At 52.1% G+C, this 18,062-nt stretch carries 17 protein-coding genes; 8 read left to right on the forward strand and 9 right to left on the reverse strand.

Going from position 1 to position 18,062, the window contains the following annotated elements:
• Nucleotides 1–47: 47 nt before the first annotated feature.
• Nucleotides 48–443 carry a NifB/NifX family molybdenum-iron cluster-binding protein gene (locus J3353_RS06635; protein WP_207684472.1) on the forward strand — a complete coding sequence of 132 codons (396 nt, stop codon included), beginning with the start codon at nt 48–50 and terminating at the stop codon, nt 441–443.
• Between the two features lie 126 nt (nt 444–569).
• On the opposite strand, the gene J3353_RS06640 is transcribed toward J3353_RS06635, so the two are convergent.
• The 4 genes from J3353_RS06640 to J3353_RS06655 form a co-directional block, all read right to left on the reverse strand.
• Nucleotides 570–1,514 carry a LysR family transcriptional regulator gene (locus tag J3353_RS06640; protein WP_207684473.1) on the reverse strand — a complete coding sequence of 315 codons (945 nt, stop codon included), beginning with the start codon at nt 1,512–1,514 and terminating at the stop codon, nt 570–572.
• 262 nt (nt 1,515–1,776) lie between these two features.
• On the reverse strand, nt 1,777–3,399 hold the full coding sequence (locus J3353_RS06645; RefSeq protein ID WP_242700881.1) for a recombinase family protein: 1,623 nt from the start codon (nt 3,397–3,399) through the stop codon (nt 1,777–1,779).
• A gap of 144 nt (nt 3,400–3,543) precedes the next feature.
• Nucleotides 3,544–4,107, reverse strand: a complete 564-nt coding sequence (locus J3353_RS06650; RefSeq protein ID WP_015536709.1) for a chromate transporter — start codon at nt 4,105–4,107, stop codon at nt 3,544–3,546.
• Complete coding sequence (locus J3353_RS06655; protein WP_005941143.1) at nt 4,104–4,691, reverse strand: chromate transporter; 588 nt, start codon at nt 4,689–4,691, stop codon at nt 4,104–4,106. The genes J3353_RS06650 and J3353_RS06655 overlap by 4 nt, the downstream gene beginning before the upstream one ends.
• 147 nt (nt 4,692–4,838) lie before the next feature.
• Here J3353_RS06655 and J3353_RS06660 point away from each other — a divergent pair, with 147 nt between their 5' ends.
• Nucleotides 4,839–5,948 (forward strand): anaerobic sulfatase maturase, encoded by a 1,110-nt coding sequence (locus J3353_RS06660; protein WP_015536708.1) that lies wholly within the window; start codon nt 4,839–4,841, stop codon nt 5,946–5,948.
• 41 nt (nt 5,949–5,989) lie between these two features.
• On the opposite strand, the gene J3353_RS06665 is transcribed toward J3353_RS06660, so the two are convergent.
• From J3353_RS06665 to J3353_RS06685, 5 genes are all read right to left on the reverse strand, one after another.
• Complete coding sequence (locus J3353_RS06665) at nt 5,990–7,108, reverse strand: GntR family transcriptional regulator (protein WP_207684474.1); 1,119 nt, start codon at nt 7,106–7,108, stop codon at nt 5,990–5,992.
• Nucleotides 7,109–7,124: 16 nt separating this feature from the next.
• Nucleotides 7,125–8,480, reverse strand: coding sequence for a sulfatase-like hydrolase/transferase (locus tag J3353_RS06670; RefSeq protein ID WP_097776425.1), 1,356 nt, complete (start codon nt 8,478–8,480; stop codon nt 7,125–7,127).
• A 15-nt stretch (nt 8,481–8,495) separates the two neighbouring features.
• Entirely contained in the window at nt 8,496–10,004 is a 1,509-nt protein-coding gene (locus tag J3353_RS06675) for a tripartite tricarboxylate transporter permease (RefSeq protein ID WP_015536705.1), read from the reverse strand.
• 11 nt (nt 10,005–10,015) lie between these two features.
• Complete coding sequence (locus J3353_RS06680; RefSeq protein WP_197037036.1) at nt 10,016–10,531, reverse strand: tripartite tricarboxylate transporter TctB family protein; 516 nt, start codon at nt 10,529–10,531, stop codon at nt 10,016–10,018.
• A 91-nt stretch (nt 10,532–10,622) separates the two neighbouring features.
• Nucleotides 10,623–11,588, reverse strand: coding sequence for a tripartite tricarboxylate transporter substrate-binding protein (locus J3353_RS06685; RefSeq protein ID WP_044953587.1), 966 nt, complete (start codon nt 11,586–11,588; stop codon nt 10,623–10,625).
• A gap of 959 nt (nt 11,589–12,547) precedes the next feature.
• Here J3353_RS06685 and J3353_RS06690 point away from each other — a divergent pair.
• The 6 genes from J3353_RS06690 to J3353_RS06715 all read left to right on the forward strand — a co-directional run bounded on the left by J3353_RS06690 (nt 12,548) and on the right by J3353_RS06715 (nt 17,957).
• The gene (locus J3353_RS06690; RefSeq protein WP_207684475.1) at nt 12,548–12,982 is read left to right on the forward strand and encodes a plasmid mobilization relaxosome protein MobC; all 435 of its coding nucleotides are present in this window, start codon (nt 12,548–12,550) and stop codon (nt 12,980–12,982) included.
• Nucleotides 12,954–14,489, forward strand: a complete 1,536-nt coding sequence (locus tag J3353_RS06695; RefSeq protein WP_207684476.1) for a relaxase/mobilization nuclease domain-containing protein — start codon at nt 12,954–12,956, stop codon at nt 14,487–14,489. Before J3353_RS06690 ends, J3353_RS06695 begins: the two co-directional genes overlap by 29 nt.
• Before the next feature lie 12 nt (nt 14,490–14,501).
• A complete protein-coding gene (locus J3353_RS06700) occupies nt 14,502–15,467 on the forward strand; it encodes a hypothetical protein (RefSeq protein ID WP_097781462.1) in 966 nt (321 codons plus the stop codon).
• Nucleotides 15,468–15,605: 138 nt separating this feature from the next.
• Nucleotides 15,606–15,995 (forward strand): transposase, encoded by a 390-nt coding sequence (locus tag J3353_RS16310; RefSeq protein ID WP_370569175.1) that lies wholly within the window; start codon nt 15,606–15,608, stop codon nt 15,993–15,995.
• A gap of 173 nt (nt 15,996–16,168) precedes the next feature.
• Nucleotides 16,169–16,624, forward strand: a complete 456-nt coding sequence (locus tag J3353_RS06710; RefSeq protein ID WP_055190626.1) for a MarR family winged helix-turn-helix transcriptional regulator — start codon at nt 16,169–16,171, stop codon at nt 16,622–16,624.
• Nucleotides 16,611–17,957, forward strand: a complete 1,347-nt coding sequence (locus J3353_RS06715; protein WP_207684477.1) for an MATE family efflux transporter — start codon at nt 16,611–16,613, stop codon at nt 17,955–17,957. The genes J3353_RS06710 and J3353_RS06715 overlap by 14 nt, the downstream gene beginning before the upstream one ends.
• The last annotated feature ends 105 nt before the right edge of the window (nt 17,958–18,062 follow it).

Consider the following 18,062-nt stretch of genomic DNA (forward strand, 5'->3'; position numbering starts at 1 on the left):
CCTGTGTTATGTTATAATAAAAGAAAAGAAAAAAGGAGACATCCCCCATGAAGATCGCAATTCCTTATGAAAACGGTATGGTATTCCAGCACTTCGGCCACACGGCAGAGTTCAAGTTCTACGAGGTCGAAAACGGACAGGTGACGGCCAGCGAGGTCGTTTCCACCAACGGGCAGGGCCACGGCGCACTGGTGGGTTTTCTGGCCCAGCACAATGCCAATGTGGTGTTCTGCGGCGGCATCGGCCCCGGGGCACAGAACGCCCTTACACAGGCAGGCATCCAGCTGTTCGGCGGGATCAGCGGCCCGGCAGACGCGGCAGTAGCAGATTATCTGGCCGGAAAGCTCCGCTTTGACCCCAACGCCCATTGTGACCACCACGACCACGGCGAGGGCCACCATTGCGGTGAGCATCATTGCGGCGGGCACTCCTGCGGCCAGTAACCCACAACATCACAAAACCCCGGAGCGATGTATCACAGCAAACGCTCCGGGGTTATTTTATGCCTTAGAAGAACCGGCAGAAGCCAGGGCAGTGCCGCGAACACTCTGCCTCATCTCGACAGCATTTTATTGGGACACAAAAGAGATGCTCTCGGTCTGCTTCGATGCGGCCGGGCGGGGCGGGTCTGCCTTGGTCAGCATCTGCTGGAATTTCCGCGCCGCCGTGTTCAGCGGGCGGTGGCGGTCGTAAACAAGGCAGATCGAACGGGTCGGGATGATCTCCTGCAGGTGGAGCTGCACCAGCTCGCCCCGCTCCAGGCTATCCCTCGCCATGGGTTCCGGCACAAAGGCAAGGCCCAGCTCGCTTTTGACCAGCGTGAGCATCTGGTCGGTGGTGGCAGCTTCCGTATCCGGCTTGAGGACCGCGCCGTGATCCAGGAAGAACTGCCGGTATAAGCTGCGGGTCACGCTCTCGTCGCTGAGGGAGATGAGGGGATAGCTGCGCAGCTCTTTCAAGGTCAGGCTCTGACTTGCCAGCGCGGTGAAGGTCCTGCCACCCACCAGCACCTCGTAAAACGGCTTCAGCTCCACCATTTTCAACCCCGACTCGATCTCCGCCGGGGTGCTCACAATGGCAAAATCCACCTCACCGTTCTTCACAGCCTGCACCGCCTGCGGCGTGGAGTGGTTCGAGATGCGCAGCCGGATGCCGGGATATTCGGTGTGGAAATCCCGCAGCTTTTTGGAAAAATAAATGTTGAGCGCCGTCTCGGTGGCGCTGATGCTGATGGTTCCGTGCTCCAGCGTGGCACTGGCGCTCAGCTCCTCCTCGGCATCCTGGATCTGCACCGCCGCCGAAGCGATGCGGGAGTAGAGCATCTCGCCTTCCGGTGTCAGGGTCACACCCCGGTTGGAGCGGATGAACAGCACGCAGTTCAGCTGGCTTTCCAGTCGATTCATCGAGTGGGTGATGTTGGGCTGATTGTTACCCAGAACCCGCGCAGCCTTGGTAAAGTTCTGATACTTCGCCACATAATAGAAGATCTTGTAATACTCCCAATCCACATACATGATGCGTCTGCTCCCTTCATGTAAAAATCGCATTGCAGCCTTGTGCAGGATACTTTTTACACATTCTTTCCCTGCCCGTATCATAACAACTGCAATCGAAAATTGCAAGAGGAAATTGAAAAATAGTACACCTATCAGGACGAGCACGGCAAGAGCTGCGACAAATGGGAGAGCTTTCCCACCAACGAGGAGGCGGTAAAACGTCAGAGGCAGATCGAACATGCCGACCCGGAAATGAAGGCAAAGCTGCGCCTGGCACTGCTCACCTGATGCAAAAAAGGGCACTGATTGCAATGCAATACAGCGCCCTACATAATCGGACATGGATAACACCGACCGTGCAAAAACCGTGCAGCCATGGTTTACAAAACAAAAAAGCCATGAAATCTTTCGATTTCACGGCATTTTCTGGTGCAGTAAAGCAATCCAAATCCGAACCATTTCCCTCGGATGCAACTTCTGTCGCTTCTCCAAAGGTGACGGTCTGTGTTCCTTCTTTATAATTAAAAGTTATCAAAACCTTATCATCATACAGATAAATCGCATTGATAAACGTATCCACCAGCGCCTGCCGCTGGTCTTTCAGGCTCATGTCCAGCTTGCGAAACCGCAGCAGCCAGAACCGAATGAATTCTTCGGTCACTTTCGGCTTCGCCAGCTTTTCTTCCGCAATGCGGGCTTCAAGCTCACGCTTGGTTTCTTCCAGCTGCTCCAGCCGCTCCTTGGTGGAACTGGTCAGGATTCCAGCTTGAATCGCGTTCAGCATATTCTGGATACCAGATTCCGCATCCCGAAGCTGCTTCTCATAGAGTGGAATGTTGGTGTTCTCCTTATTTTGCAGTTCCATCACCTTGGCGATGATGGATTCCATAGCGGCATCGTCTTTCACAAGCTGCATGGTCTGGTTGACTACCAAATCTTCCAGCCACTGTTTGCGGACGGTCTTTTTCTTGCAGCCCTTGTGCTTTTTGGCAGTGGCACATTTATAGTAGCGGTGGACTTCACCCGTCCGGCTTGTGCCGCTTTCGCCAAACATCAACGCCCCACAGTAGCCGCAGAACAGCTTGGTGGTGAGCAGATAGTCATCCTCTGCCTTTCTACGGGCAGGGGCTTTTTTGTTTTTGGCGATTTTCTTCTGCACATCCTCAAACAGTTCCAGTGGAATGATGGGCGGGATAGCATCCGGCACGACCACATCCCGGAATTTCAGTTCTCCGATGTACCGCCGGTTCTTGAGCATATGTTCAACGCTGTTATAAGTAAATGCACCGCCCACCGGGTTCTTGATGCCGTTTTCGTTCAGCCAGTCCCGAATCTCCTTCATAGTGGAGCCTTCATTGTACTTCTTGAACGATTCAAGCACAAAAGGCGAGGTGAGAGGGTCGATGTGGAATTTCCGCTCGGAATCCAGCGTATATCCAAAGGTTCCACGGCCACCGTTGCAGCGGCCTTTCAGGATGTTCTCGGTCTGTCCACGCACGACCTTCTCGGCAAGGTCAGCGGAATAATACTCGGCATAACCTTCCAGCACAGATTCCAGAATAATGCCCTCCGGCCCCTCGGAGATGATCTCGGTGGCAGACATGAGCTTGACGCCGTTCTTCTTCAGTTGGGTCTTATACCGGGCACTGTCGTAGCGGTTCCGAGCAAAACGGTCCAGCTTCCAGACCAGCACAATGTCAAACAGCTTCTTGTCGCTGTCCTTAATCATCTGCTGGAACTCCGGGCGGTTGTCCGTCTTGGCGGAGATAGCACGGTCAATATAGTGCTTGACGATGGTGATGCCGTTTTTCTCGGCATAAGCCGTGCATTCCCGGATCTGGCCTTCGATGGATTCTTCGCGCTGGTTGTCCGAGGAATAGCGGGCATAGATCACGGCGGTCATGGCAGGCACCTCACTTTACACATCATTGAACGGTGGAACGTTCATCTTAAGCAATGTTTCGTATAATGTATATACCACAGTTCTGCCCTGATTGCAAGCCCAATGATTTATTTTCATGATTCCAACAGACAAATTGTCTTAAGATTATATTCCGAGCAAAATGTGAAGTCCAAGCCCGGCCACGCCGCACAGGCACATGGTCAGGATGGGATTCCACTTGAGCTTCCGTAGGACAAAAAATGCCGATGCAAAACTGCCGATGCCGATCCAGTCTACGTTGGCGAGCGTCTTTGCACTCTCTCCGAACACCACCATAGACAGTATAGAAAGACCTGCACCAAAGATAAGCGCTACAATGACCGGACGCAGGCAGGCCAGAACACTTTGCAGCAGAGAAATATCCTTGTATTTACGATAGATGTAGGATAGAAGTGAAACAAAGAACAGCGCCGGTGTAATGCAACCTAGTGTTGCAATGATGGCTCCGGGTACCTGCGCGATACGCAAACCAACAAAAGTTGCCGAGTTGACCGCAATGGGACCAGGGGTCATTTCTGCAATCGTGATGAGGTCAGTAAACTCCTGCATCGTCAGCCAGCCATGTTGTTCCACCACTTGGCTCTGGATCAGCGGCATGGCCGCATAGCCGCCGCCTACGCTGAACATACCCACCTGCAAAAAGCTGAGAAAAAGCTGTAAGTAGATCATTTTGCACCACCTTTTTTCCACTGGACCAGAGCCAGCACCACGCCGAATACTGCAGCGGCAAGGATGACCACCACCACATTGACATCAAACACCGTATTTGCGACAAACGCTGCGACCATCAGGGCAATATACACCCATGAGCGGGTCTTCAGCACCTTGCCGCCGAGGTCGAATACAACATCCAGAATGACCGCCGCCACACCAGCCTGCATTCCCTTGAGTAACAACGCGATATAGCGATTGGTGGCAAAAGCATTGTAGAACACAGAAATGACTGAAAGAATGACCATAGGTGGGATGATGGTGCCCAACACTGCCACGATCATTCCAATCAAGCCTTCTACCTGCCAGCCTACCAGAATTGCAGCATTGACCGCGATTGCGCCCGGAGAGGACTGCGCCAACGCTGTCATATCCAGCATTTCCTGTTCATCGATCCAGTGCAGCTCATCTACAAATTTTTTCTTCATAAAGGTCACGATGACAAAGCCGCCGCCGAAGGTAAAGCTGCTAATGTACAGCGTACTCAAAAACAGCTTCCAAAGCCGTGCTAACCGTGTACCGTATGTTTTATTTTCATCCATACAAGTTTTCTTCTCCTTTTTTTGATTTTCGGACAACTATATTCGTTTTCTTACTATTTCAAACAGCTTTTAACTGTTACTGCTTGCGAAAGCCCGTATTTTCCGGTATCCTTGTTTTAAGAACTGCGAAGCACGGAGGGAATCTCTATGAAACATAATACATTTCTCGTCAAGCCAGCGTCCAGCCTGTGCAATCTGCGTTGCCGGTACTGCTTTTATGACGATGTTTCCAACAGCCGAGCCTGCAAAAATATGGGACTGCTTTCCCATGAAATGGCAGGAGAACTGGTTGAAAAGGCTTTTGCAGCCACAGAGGAAGGCGGCAGCGTCCATTTTCTGTTTCAGGGCGGCGAACCGACTCTTGCCGGGTTGGATTTCTTCCGGTTCTTTCTGGAAACGGAGCGTTCCATGCAGCGCAATATCTCTGTGTTCCACAGCATCCAGACCAATGGCATTTGTCTGGATGAAGAGTGGGCTTCCTTTTTCAAAGCCAACTCTTTCCTCGTAGGCCTCTCTCTGGACGGCACACAGGAGAACCATGATCTCTATCGGCTGGACGCAGCTGGGCAGGGCACATGGGATAAAGTAACTCATGCGCTTGCGCTGCTGGATGCCTACAGGGTCGAAACGAATCTGCTCTGTGTTGTGACCGGACAGCTGGCCAGAAAGCCGCAGCGAGCCTTCAAAAGCCTCTGCGAGTTGGGACAGCACAATCTGCAATTCATCCCATGTCTTGACCCACTTGATACGATTGGAGGGCAGGCATATTCTCTAACGCCGGAACTTTATGGTCGTTTTCTGTGCGGCGTCTTTGATACTTGGTATCAGCAGCTGCAACGAGGCAATTATATCAGCGTTCGCAATTTTGAGGACTATCTGCGTATCCTGCTGGGAATGCCGCCTACCTCCTGCGCTTCCTCCGGTTCCTGTGGACATTATCTTACCGTAGAAGGTGACGGAAGCCTTTATCCCTGTGACTTTTATGTTCTGGATGAGTGGAAGCTGGGAAATCTGAGCCACTGTACCGTTGAAGATGCGCTTGATTCTCCCACAAGCCAGACATTTCTGGCACAGGGCCGCAAACGCCCGGCGGAATGCGCAGCATGTGCTTATCAGCTGCTCTGCCGGGGCGGATGCAAGCGAGATTGGGATGCCTCTGGAAGCAACCGCTTTTGCGCAGCGTATAAGCAGTTCTTTGCCTATGTGCTTCCGCGCCTGCATACTGCTGCACATTTTCTGGCACAACAAAACCGATAAAGAGATTCTCCCGGAGAGCAGTACTGCCTCCGGGAGAATCTTTATTTTACCTTTTTGATCTTCCGGATGGAATGGCCATCGTAGAGGATGGGCTTCATGACATAAGTGTAGTTCCGGTCATCGCATTCGCCGGTGGAAATCATCTCCATAAGCCGCAGCGCAAGCTGACGTCCCATCTCGAAGCCTTGCTCCACGGAGCAGGTAACATCCTCCTGCCGATAAGTTTCTTCGGAATAATCAAAACAGACCAGCGAATAATCTTCGGGTACAGTCTTCCCCATTTTCTGCAGGGTTTTCATGACCAGCCGATAGATGATGTAGTTGCAGCAGACGATAGCGGTGCATTTAGGGATGCTCTTCAGAAATCTTTCAATGGAACGGACATAGCTTTCGTTGTGGGCTTCGTCCGAAATACACCACTTGATGTAATCATCGTTCAGTTCCAAACCACGATTTCGCATCGCTTCCGCCATGCCTTGAAACTTTTCTACGCTCTGGTAGTTGTCGTACACGAAGATGCCTGCAATGTGGCTGTGTCCGGCATCCATCAGGCGCCCTATCAACTGATGCGCACATTCAATATCATTGATGGTCACACGCGGACAGCGCAGATTCCGATAAAAATTGTTGTAGAATATCACCGGAATTTTGCGCCGATAAAGTTCCTTGTAGCAGTCAAGATTCGGGCTGAGGATACTCGACTTAACACCGTCCACGATAAAGCCATGAAAATTCTGATGCACCACTGTTTCCAGACAGCGGCGTTCGTTGCAGAACTTGTTATCGGTCAGAAATACGTGCAGATCCACCCGTTCCTGTGTCAGAACGCTGCGCACACCCTCAATCAGCCCCGAATTTGCACTCGTATCCTGACCTTGCAAAACAAGGCCGATCTTATAAAGTGCATCCTCGGTGTTCAAATCGCGCGTCATCACCTTTTCCCGGTGGAAATAGGTGCCGCTCCCTTTGACTTTGTACACGATTCCTTCATTCACCAATCGGTCAATGGCAACTCGAATCGTTTCCCGGCTGACGCCCAGCTTTCGGCAGAGTGCATTTTCCGAGGGCAGTCGTTGATTTCCAGAAAACTTGTTTTCGTCGATATAAGCCAGAAGCCAACGATATACCTGAGCAGATTTTTTCTCAGCAGCCGAGAGCATGGGCAAACGCTCCTTTTCAGTCGGTGATGGTGGGGCGGGTGCCTTCTGCGTGCTGTATCCAGTTCAGCAAGCGCTCACGAAGCTCCGCTTTGACGTCGGCGTATGCAGGATCTGCGACAACATTGTTCAGCTGCCACGGGTCTTTCTGCATATCATAGAGGAAGTCGTCCGCATACACATCAGATGCCGCAGCCTCGCCGCCATTGACACCGGGGGCATAGACAGAGTACATATAATCTGCCGTGCGGATGCAGCGGCCGCAGCGGCTCTCCGAGATTTGGGCGTAGACCTCATTAGCTCTATTATGATTTTTCTTTTCCACAACGTCAAGCAGATTTTCGCCGATCATCTTGTCGCCGACATCCACGCCTGCCAAAGCCAACAGAGTCTTGGGGATGCTCTCGGTGCTGACCAGCTCGGTGACTTCCTTGCCGCCCTTGAACGGGCCGCCGCAGATGACCAGCGGCACATGCAGGCAGCCGTCGTGGCACGAGCGCTTATAGTCATCGTATCCGTTCAGATGGGCGTCGCGGTTGCGGGTCTTGAAATGAGAGCCATGGTCGGAAGCGTAAAGGATAACAGTATTCTCATACAGACCCTTTTCTTTCAGTTTTTCCACCAGCTTGCCGAGGTTCTCGTCGAGGCTTGCGCACTGTCCCAGATAATCCGGATACTCTTCTGCTGCATTGCCGCCCAGAGCCTTCAAGTCTTCGGGGAGGACAAAATCCGCAAATCGCTGCTTCGAGCCGTTGGGGCCTTCGTAGTGGTTGTGGTCATTCTGATGGTGCGGCTCAATTTGGGATACGGTCATGAAGAAGGGCTTTTCGCCGGTGTACTGGTCGAGGTAGTCCAGCGCGAACTGGTTGATGCAGTCAGCACGGTAGCCCTTAAAATCGATGCGGTTGTTGTTCTCGTCGAACACATAGCCGTCGTAGCCGTGGGAGGTAAATTCCAGCACATCGGCTGCACGCCAGTAGCCGGTGTAGCCGCCGCGCAACTCCAACGGAACGGCTGTAATGGTATGGTCAATGGTCGGCTTCTTTTCCAGCTCGCCATCCGAGGCCAGATGCCACTTGCCGACATAGGCAGTTTCGTAGCCGGCATCTTTTTCCATATACTCGCCCAGAGTCTTGATATTCGAGGGCAGCATCAGGTTATTGCGGAAACAGCCTGTCTCAGTGGGGTATTTTCCGGTCTGGAATAGGGCGCGGCAAGGGCCGCACACCGGCTGGGGAGAGAAAGCATTGTCAAATTTTACGCCCTCCTCTGCCAGCTTGTCCAGATTGGGTGTGACGTTGAGCGGCTGGCCGAAGCAGCCGCAGGTATCCCAGCGCTGCTGGTCACTGAAGTAGAAAATAATGTTATATGCCACGGTCTTTACCTCCTTTTACTGTTCCACTTTCGCGTTCTTCGTTTCCTTCATCTTGCCGCGCAGGATGCCGATGATAACCACCACGATTAGCGCGATAAAAATCCAGCAATACACACTGCTGAAGAAGATTTTGGGACTTCCATCCGAGATGAGCAGGGCGCGGCGGAAGTTCGTCTCGGTCATATTGCCCAGCACCATGCCCAGCAGCACAGGGACAGCGGGCAGCTCCAGCTTGCGCATGAACCACGCCATCACGCCGAACACCAGCGCAACGCTCAAATCAAAATAGCTGCTGTTCACCGAGTAAGCACCGGCGAAACAGAAAATCACGATGATGGGGGTCAAGATCTGCTGAGGGATGGAGACGACCTTTGCAAACAGGCTAGTCAGGTATTTGCCCTGCAGGAACATGAAGATGTTCACGAGGATAAGGCCCAGCATGATGGCATACATGATAGCGCCGTCGGTGGTGAACAGCGAGAGACCGGGGTTCAGGCCATTTATCATCAGGGCCGACAACATGATGGCCACGCAGCCGTCGCCGGGGATGCCCAGCGTCAGCAAGGGAATCAGGGTCGCGCCACAGACGGCATTGTTGGCAGACTCAGCAGCCGCAACGCCCTCCACAGAACCGTGGCCGAATTCCTCGGGATGCTTGGACAGGTTCTTCGCAGTGTTGTAGGAGAACCACGAGGCCTCCGACGCACCCGTGCCAGGTACGATACCAACACAGGAACCGATGATAGAACCCATCAGCACTGGTCGGAACATCCGCTTATATTCATCTTTTGTGATTTTGCCGTCATCATTGCCGATTTTTCCGGCGTGAAGGTTCAACTCATTCCGCTTCAGCTCTGCCTTGCCAATGATTTCCACCAGTGCGAACAAACCGATGAGGGTAACGGCAAGGTCAAGACCCAGATACAGACGGGGAATACCAAATGTAAAGCGGTCATAGCTGGTCATGGGGTCTGCGCCCACACAGGAAATAAGCAAACCAAGGCAGGCGGCGATGATGCCCTTGACAAGGCTCTTACCAGAAACGCCTGCAATAATCGTCATGCCGAACAGGCAGACCATAAAGTACTCCGCCGTGCCGAGCTGTGCCGAAATTTTTGCGACCTGAGGGCCGAGGAAGAGCAGCACCAACGCAGAGAAGATACCGCCAAAGGTAGATGCATAAAGTGCAATTTTCAACGCCGCCTTAGTGCGGCCCATTTTGGACAGCGGATAGCCGTCCAGCATAGTAGCCGCCGCGTGGGGCGTACCCGGCGTGTTGATAAGGATAGCCGATACCGAGCCACCATAGCCACCTGCGCAGTAAATGCCCAACAGGAACATCATGCCGGGAATCGCACGCATGGTATAAGTGACAGGCAGGAATAGGATGATGCAGAGGATAACACTTAATCCCGGGATGGCCGCGAACACGCAGCCAATAAAGACGCCGAGGTTTATCCAGATGATATTTTCGAGGGTGAAAAGCAGCCCGGAGGCCGGGCCGATAAAGTCAAACAAACCCATATTCTGCCTCCTCAGAAACTAACATTCAGCACAAAGTGGAATACGACCCAAATCAACACAGCCATTGAAACTGTGATGGCATAGTAAAGGGGTTTCTTGCAGCGGAAAAAGACCAGAAATGCCAGTGCGCAGAATACAGCGCCCACAACAAACAGATCCGTGACCTCTGCCAGCAGATAAGTGACCACCAGAATGAGGACGATGACGAGTGCTTTTGTTTCCACCAAAAGATTCAGCGTTTTAGTTTTGGTCGGGCGGTGCATCACCATGTTGTATGCCTCGCGGCCCACCAGAAGGGCGCTCATGGCCAGCATGAGCCAAATCAGCATCGTCGGGAAAGCGCGGCCATTCACAACGTCTTTTTCCGAGATCTGCACCTGCTGCGGCATGATGAGCAGCAGCACGATGCCAATGACCAGAAACAGAATGCCGCAAATCAGGTCTACCGGGTACTCGATGTTCTTCTGTTCGAGCTTTGCGCCCCATTCATCCAGTCTTGCTTCGATGCGTTCTATCAGATTTTTCACCTGTTTCCACTCCTTTTTAAATATAAAAGCAGGGGGACGGGGTCATCCCCTTCCCCCTGCTTCAGCTTTTTGTCGCTATGAGGGCTTTTTATCAGCCTGCCACGATGTCCTTATACTGCTCGACGATGCTCTTGACGTTCTCAATGTGAGCCTTCACATCGTCCTCGGTCATGGTATCGACTTCCAGCAGCATGGTGTCGTTCAGCCACTCGACCATCTCATCATCGGCGAGGATCTTATCATACAGCTCTTTCAGCTCGGCAACCTTTGCGGCGTCAGTACCTTTGCGAGCCATGACGAAGCAGCGGTTGCGGAAGTAGGGGTAGCCCTTGGAGCCAACGCCCTCAACGCCTGCGAAGGGGCCGTTTTCGATAGCCTTGTCATCGAATGCGCAAACCACATCAACGCCGCCCTGCTGGTAGGTCTCAAGAATCTGAGACTGGTGAGAGACCGCGAAGTTCGTTTCACCCTTAGCTACAGCCTGTGCAGCCTCCGCAGCGGACTGGTACGGAGTCAGTTTCAGCTGGTCGCCGGCACCCATAGAGCCGAACAGAGCCGCTGCCAGGAAAGCCTCGGAGCCGGTAGCGCCGTTAACGGCCACGGATACGGGGTTGCCTGCCTTGACATAGGCCTCCAGATCGTCCAGATTCTTGAGGTTCAGTGAAGAATCAGCGGACAGGACGAAGACGGAGGAGTACAAGTTCTCCACGAACTCGAAATCGTCGTAGCTGAACTGCAGCTTGGCCGGATCCAGAGTCTCGGTAATGGCGAACAGACCCTCACCGGCGAAGACCAGTTCCTTATCATTTGCCTTAGTACTGGACACCCAAGTGTTGACAGTAGCAGCATCGCCCTTGACGGCTTCAGCAACCAGTGTGATTTTATTATCAGAATAATCAGGGGACTTGGCAGCAGCCTTTTGGCTGACCATCGCTGCTACACCAGACGGTGCCCACGGGCAGGTAACTTTCCAGCTCTCCTGTTTGCTTCCGCAGCCGGTAAGCATCGACAAAGCAAGGACACCGGCGGTGACCAACGCCGCAATACGCTTTTTCATCATTTTACTCTCCTTTTTTGTTTTGCCTTTTCGTGTGGTAGCAAGCACTTCACCGTGCTTTTGTTACCAACAAGATAACATTTCAAGCAATTTCAAGTCAACAAATTTTTTTATTTTACAAAAAAAGTTGTCTGGTAAAAGAGCTAAATGACCACATCTGTATTTTGCTGTAGAAAACTTATTGTGCATATTGCACATCCGCTTGAATCATCTTTGTGCAGCTTAAATTCTTTCATGATGTAAAGTGTATCATATTCATAATAGAAGTCTTACTATTGTCTCCATTCATAAATAATTTCTTCGGAATCATCTTGATGTACCCTACGAACCATGATATTCTCTATCACAAATCCCACTGAACTTGTAGATTGATTGCAAATCTTCTGCAAAAGTGGTTGGTTATCACCGTGAGCCCCACCACTTCAGTGAGGAAAAATCCACGAAAGAAGCTACCGCCCCGCAACACACCCGATTCATTTTGCCGCCGATTCACCCGACAAAATCATCGCTGCGCTGCGTGGGCGGTATTTTTCTTTTACGGGAGCTGCACATTGAAAATTTCATGAGCCGACCGGACGTGATACCGACTTTTTGTCAACGCCGCTGCACAAACAGGGGCAGGAACTTCGTTCGGAGCAAACGGTGACTCCCATACATGAGCAGAACCCCCTCTACTTATTTTTTGCGTCTTAACAATTCGGAAACATTTGTTAAAAATACGTTTTGAGCGCAGCGGTAGAGGGCAAGAACCGTCCCGTGGCCACAAATTTTCAATTCTTGAAAATGTTGTGCTCCACTGGGACTTCACTTCTGCAATGCGTCTGCATTTCCGAAGTGATCTTGTTGGGGCGTGCCTGCCCCAAACCCTGCTCATCATTCGTGCCTTGCGGCACGAATGGAACGGCGTGTCGTGCTTTACATAACTTCACCGAGGAGTTATCGAACAGACAGGAGGTACAATGACCAAAACGAATGTTCAACCGACCCCTAGCAATTCCCAGCACCACGACACGCCGAACAACAAAACGCACGTCATCAAGTTCCGTGTGACAGCGGAGGAAAAAGCGTCACTGGAACTCACTTGCAAACTCCTGAATCTCTCCCTCTCCACTTTTATCCGCCGTGCCATCCACAACGTCAAGATCGAGAAAACGGTCATCGTTGCAGGCGGCGGAGAAGAAACTCTGAATGCTGTTTCTACTCTGCTTGCCCAGTGCAGCAGGGTGGGCGGCAACCTGAACCAACTCGCACGACACTTCAACTCCGGCGGCGCAGACACCGAACAACTGCGGGCGAAACTCCTTGACGAACTTGCAGACCTGACCGCATTTCGGCTGAACGCCGAGAAAGTTCTGGGTGAACTGTATGGCAACGCTGAAGCATATCGCCTCTAAAAATTCGGACTACTCTGCTGCCGAAACCTATCTGATTTACCAGCACGATGAATTTTCCGGCAAGAAGATTCTGGACGAACAGGGCAGACCCAAGCTGCGGGAATCGTACATTCTGGACACCCTTGAATGCGGCGAAGCCTCGTTTGCAACGGCCTGTCTGCTGGCAAATCGGAAGTACGACAAGAACAACAACCCGGATGATATCAAGAGCCACCAGTATATCATCAGCTTCGACCCACGGGATGCAGCCGACAACGGCTTGACCATGGAAAAGGCACAGGCACTTGGCCTGAAATTCTGCGAAGAAAACTTCCCCGGTCATCCTGCCATCGTCTGCACTCACCCCGATGGGCACAACCATTCGGGAAACATCCATGTCCACATCGTGATCGGCAGCATCCGAACACGAGAAGTGGAGCGTAAGCCCTATATGCAGAAGCCCCGCGATTGGCGCGAGGGCATGAAGCACTCCAGCACCGCCCAGACCATGCGGCACCTCCGTGTCGAGGTCATGGAGCTGTGCGAAAGTGCCGGACTGTACCAGATCGACCTGCTCAACGGATCAAAGGAGCGTGTCAGCGAAGCCGAGTATTGGGCACGCAGGCGCAGTCAGATGAAACTTGACCGCGAGAACGCAGCCCTTACCGCAACTGGACAGCAGCCCCGGCAGAAGAAGTTTGAAACCGTAAAAGATACCCTGCGGAAACAGATTTCTTCGGTGCTGTACCGTGCCACCAGCTTTGAAGATTTTTCTGACAGGCTCATGCAGCAGTATGGTATTGCCGTCAAGGAAAGCCGTGGGTGTCTGAGCTATCTGCCCGCTGGCAGAACAAAGTTTATCCGAGCGAAACATCTCGGTGACAAGTTCGATAAGGCGGCAGTGTTTGTCACGTTGCAGGCAAACGCCGAATGCAAACCCAAGGCGCAGTTCAAGCAGGATACCATCGGGAAACTGATCGACATCCAGTCGAGGATGACCGAGGGCAAGGGCATCGGCTATAAGCGTTGGCTCACGAAACACAATCTCAAAGTTATGGCACAGACCGTGAAGCTTCTGCAGGAAAAGGACTTGACCGACGAGGACGCCCTGAACCAGCGCATCGCTGAACTGGAAACCAAGTATCACGATGCACTGGCGGTGGTGAAAGACCTCGAAGGTCGCGTGAAAGCCAACAATGAGCTGCGCTATCATGTCGCAGCCTACGCCAGCACCAAGAGCGTCGCACAGCAGTTAAAAGCTGCAAAACGACCCGCAGCCTTTGAAGAACAGCACCGTGCAGAGCTGACAGCGCACCGGGCGGCAGCAGCCTATTTCAAGGCAAATGATATCACCAAGCTGCCCAGCCCGAAGAAACTGGAAGCCGAGTATGCGCAGCTGGCATCCGAAAAGGCACAGTTCTACGAGCAGTACAAGGAAGCCAAGAACGAGCTGCTCAAGCTGAAAACCGCAAAGCAGAATGTTGCGTCCTTTTTCCGGGAGGAAGAACCGGCGCAGCAGGAGAGATAAAGGAGTGTGCGTATGATCAACCTGAAAATCGACCCGGAGTTCCAGTCTCAGATTCCTCCTCTGACCGATGATGAATTTAAGCAGCTTGAAGAAAACATCCTCAAGGAAGGCAAGCTGCTCTCTCCTTTGATCGTTTGGAACAATACCCTTGTTGACGGCCACAACCGTTATGCCATTCTCCAGAAGCATCCTGAGATTTATTTTTCCACTACGCCGCTCCAATTTGAGAACCGCGAAGAAACCATTGCGTGGATTTGCCGGAATCAGTTGGGACGGCGAAACCTGAGCCCCGAACAGAAACGCTATCTGCTTGGGAAACAGTATGAAGCTGAAAAGAAAGCTGCAAAAATCTTTCGGGGTAATCAGTACACTTTAGCAAAGAAAAGTGGTGGTGATCACGGTGATAACCACCACTCTGGAAAGAAAACCTGTGACCGGATCGCAGAGGAAAACGGTGTCAGCCGCGCCTCCGTTCTCCGCGCCAGCCACTATACACGAGGCATCGACATCGCAGACAACCTCTCTCCCGGCATCAAGCAGAAAGTCTTTTCCGGCGAAGTGAAGTTTACCAACGAAGAAATGTCCAAACTCGTGCAGGTAAGTGCCGAGCATCGTTCAGATGTCCTTGCTCAAATCCTGCATCCAGAGGCATTGGAAGTGTTGGAATCTGCCAGTGCAGAATTTGAACCTGAAAAAGCAGAACCCGTTCCCATGCCCACACCACAAACAGAAGAATTCCGGTGCTATCATGTACCGGACGAGTTTATGAAGGTTTACAAATCCTTGAGCCGTGCGACCGAAATGATGAAAAACTCATGGAAGAAAACGCTCAAAAACAATCCCAGCTATTTCACTGACCCGGAAAAGCAAAAGGTTCTCCGCTTCGCAATGCAGAGACCTGCTAACTACCTGACTGAAATCGAAACCTATCTGGAAAAGGCTCTTGCAGAAGCCCTTGAAGAAGAAAAGACCGCATAACAGCAGACACCTGTAAGCCATCAACGAGCCCCCAGCCGCAAGTGCAGGGCGGAAAGCATCCGCGCCCTTGCGCCTGATAAAAATTGGAACTTTGATTTTCTCGCCCGAATTTGCCACGTTGGGGACGATCAAAGGAGCGTGCGTTTGAACAAAAAGAAAAAGTCCACCAACACTTCCCCTTACCCCGATGAAGTCATCGACCGTCTGGCACGGGCATTCTACCCGGCCATCCTTGCCTGCTGGAACAGCGAGGAAGGCCAGCGGGAGTTTGCTGCGTGGCAGGCAGAGCAGGCTCATCATGCAAACAACGAAAAACAGGAAGTTCCCTCCGGTGGGGAACTCCCTGCTGTACATATCGCTGTTATCTGTGGCTTTAATCGCAAGTTTTACAAGCAGAGCAATTCTCAACGACCTGTTTGCGATATGCAATTCACGGTTGTTGCCAACGAATCAAATCGTGAATTACGCTGGCAGGGTGCGTCCTATTCAGGGACGCACCCTGTTTTTGTTTTGTATTTGATCTTCTAATCCATGGTTCAGACTGTATTCGCTCAAACACCCTCTAGAATGGTATGCCGGAAGCAGATGCCTCAAAGCTGCCGACATCTCCGATTTTTCAAAAAGACTTGACATTCCCGGGTAGTTCTATATAATTATCAATGTTAATTACCTTCGATAATCGTTTGGAGAGGAATTTCATTATGACCATCGAACTGATCAAGCAGCTGCTGGATGCCTGCTATCTGGCAAAGCGGGCACGGGAGATGCTGCCTGCCCTGCCGGAGGGTGTGACATCCTCCTATATCCAGTGTCTGGATGTTATTCAGAAATTGCAGACCCGTGGCATCTGGCCGAAGATCTCTGATCTCAGCGATGCGCTGAATCTGCCCCGCCCCGGTGTGACCCGTACCGTAAAAGAGATGGAGCACAAAGGGTATCTGAGAAAACAGGTGTCCGCTGAAGATGGCCGCGTGACCTATCTGTTCCTCACCGAGAGCGGGCAAGCGCTTTCCCAGAAGTACAATACGGACTACTTCTCGCAACTGCTCCCGTATCTGGACGGCATTTCCGAGGAGGATGCAGCGTGCACCATCCAAACGCTGGAAAAATTCTATGCTATTATGTGCGAAAGGAAAGATTCTCTTGAAAAACGATAAGACCGATTTTACCCAAGGCCGCATTTTGCCAAAGCTCGCTTTTTTCATGCTGCCCATTCTGGGTGCGCTGGTGCTGCAGGCCGCTTACGGCGCAGTAGATCTTCTGGTAGTGGGGCGCTTTGGCTCCACTTCAGGCTTGTCTGCGGTTTCCACCGGTAGTCAGGTACTCAACCTCGTCACCTTTGTTGTCACCCAGCTTGCCATGGGTGTCACAGTGCTCATTGCCCGCTATCTGGGCGAAAAACGACCGCGGTACATCGGGCAAGTCATTGGCGGGGCAGCTGTTGTGTTCACCCTTCTGGCAGCTGCACTGTTCGTGGTGCTGGTGTTTTTTGCACGGCTTATTTCCAGTCTGATGCAGGCTCCTGCCGAAGCCCTGGACCTGACCGCCAGCTATGTGCGCATTTGCGGCAGCGGCATCTTCTTTATTGTAGCCTATAATATGCTCTCGGCTCTTTTCCGCGGTCTGGGCGACAGCCGCTCTCCGCTGATCTTTGTGCTGGTGGCGTGCATTGTGAATGTTATTGGCGATCTGGTGCTGGTGGCTGGTTTTCATCTGGATGCTGCCGGTGCCGCCATTGCTACGGTAGCAGCACAAGCCGTCAGCGTAATCTGTGCAATCGCAATGCTGCTGAAGAAGGAGCTGCCCTTCAAAATCCATCGCTCTGATTTCAAGCCGAACCCCCAGTGCAAAAAATTTCTGGGCATCGGTCTGCCGCTGGCTTTGCAGGAGTTTTTGACCCAGCTTTCCTTTCTGGCGCTCTGCGCCTTCGTCAACCGGTTGGGGCTGGAGGCATCTTCCGGCTACGGTGTGGCGTGCAAGATCGTTAATTTTGCCATGCTGATCCCCAGTTCTCTGATGCAGTCCATGGCATCCTTTGTGTCCCAGAACGTGGGTGCTGGCAATAAAAAACGCGCCGAGCAGTCCATGCTCACCGGCATTGGCATCGGTCTGGTGTTCGGCTGCGTCGTATTTGCACTGGTGTGGTGCAAGGGTGACGTTCTCTCCGGTCTGTTTACGGCAGATGCCGCGGTTATTGCCAACGGCTACGCCTACCTCAAGGGCTTTGCGCCCGAGACCATCGCCACTGCCATCCTGTTCAGCATGGTAGGTTACTTCAATGGCAACGACAAAACCCTCTGGGTCATGGTACAGGGGCTGGTGCAGACTCTGCTGGTGCGTCTCCCCATGGCGTATATTATGAGTATCCAGCCCAACGCCAGCCTGACGATGATCGGTCTGTCCGCACCCACCTCCACCGCAGTGGGCATCTTATTAAACATCTGCTTTTTCCTCTGGCTTAAACGATACGAAAATCAAACGTCTGCATAAGTTTTGAAGGCTGGAGGCCTGCCGATGGTTGTTACCACCTATAAACATGATACGGTCGTGCTTGAAATTTCAAATTCAATCATGAGTCGATAATAGCAAACAAGC

The sequence above is a fragment of the Faecalibacterium sp. Marseille-Q4137 genome, assembly GCF_017377535.1.
Lineage (GTDB): Bacteria > Bacillota > Clostridia > Oscillospirales > Ruminococcaceae > Faecalibacterium > Faecalibacterium duncaniae.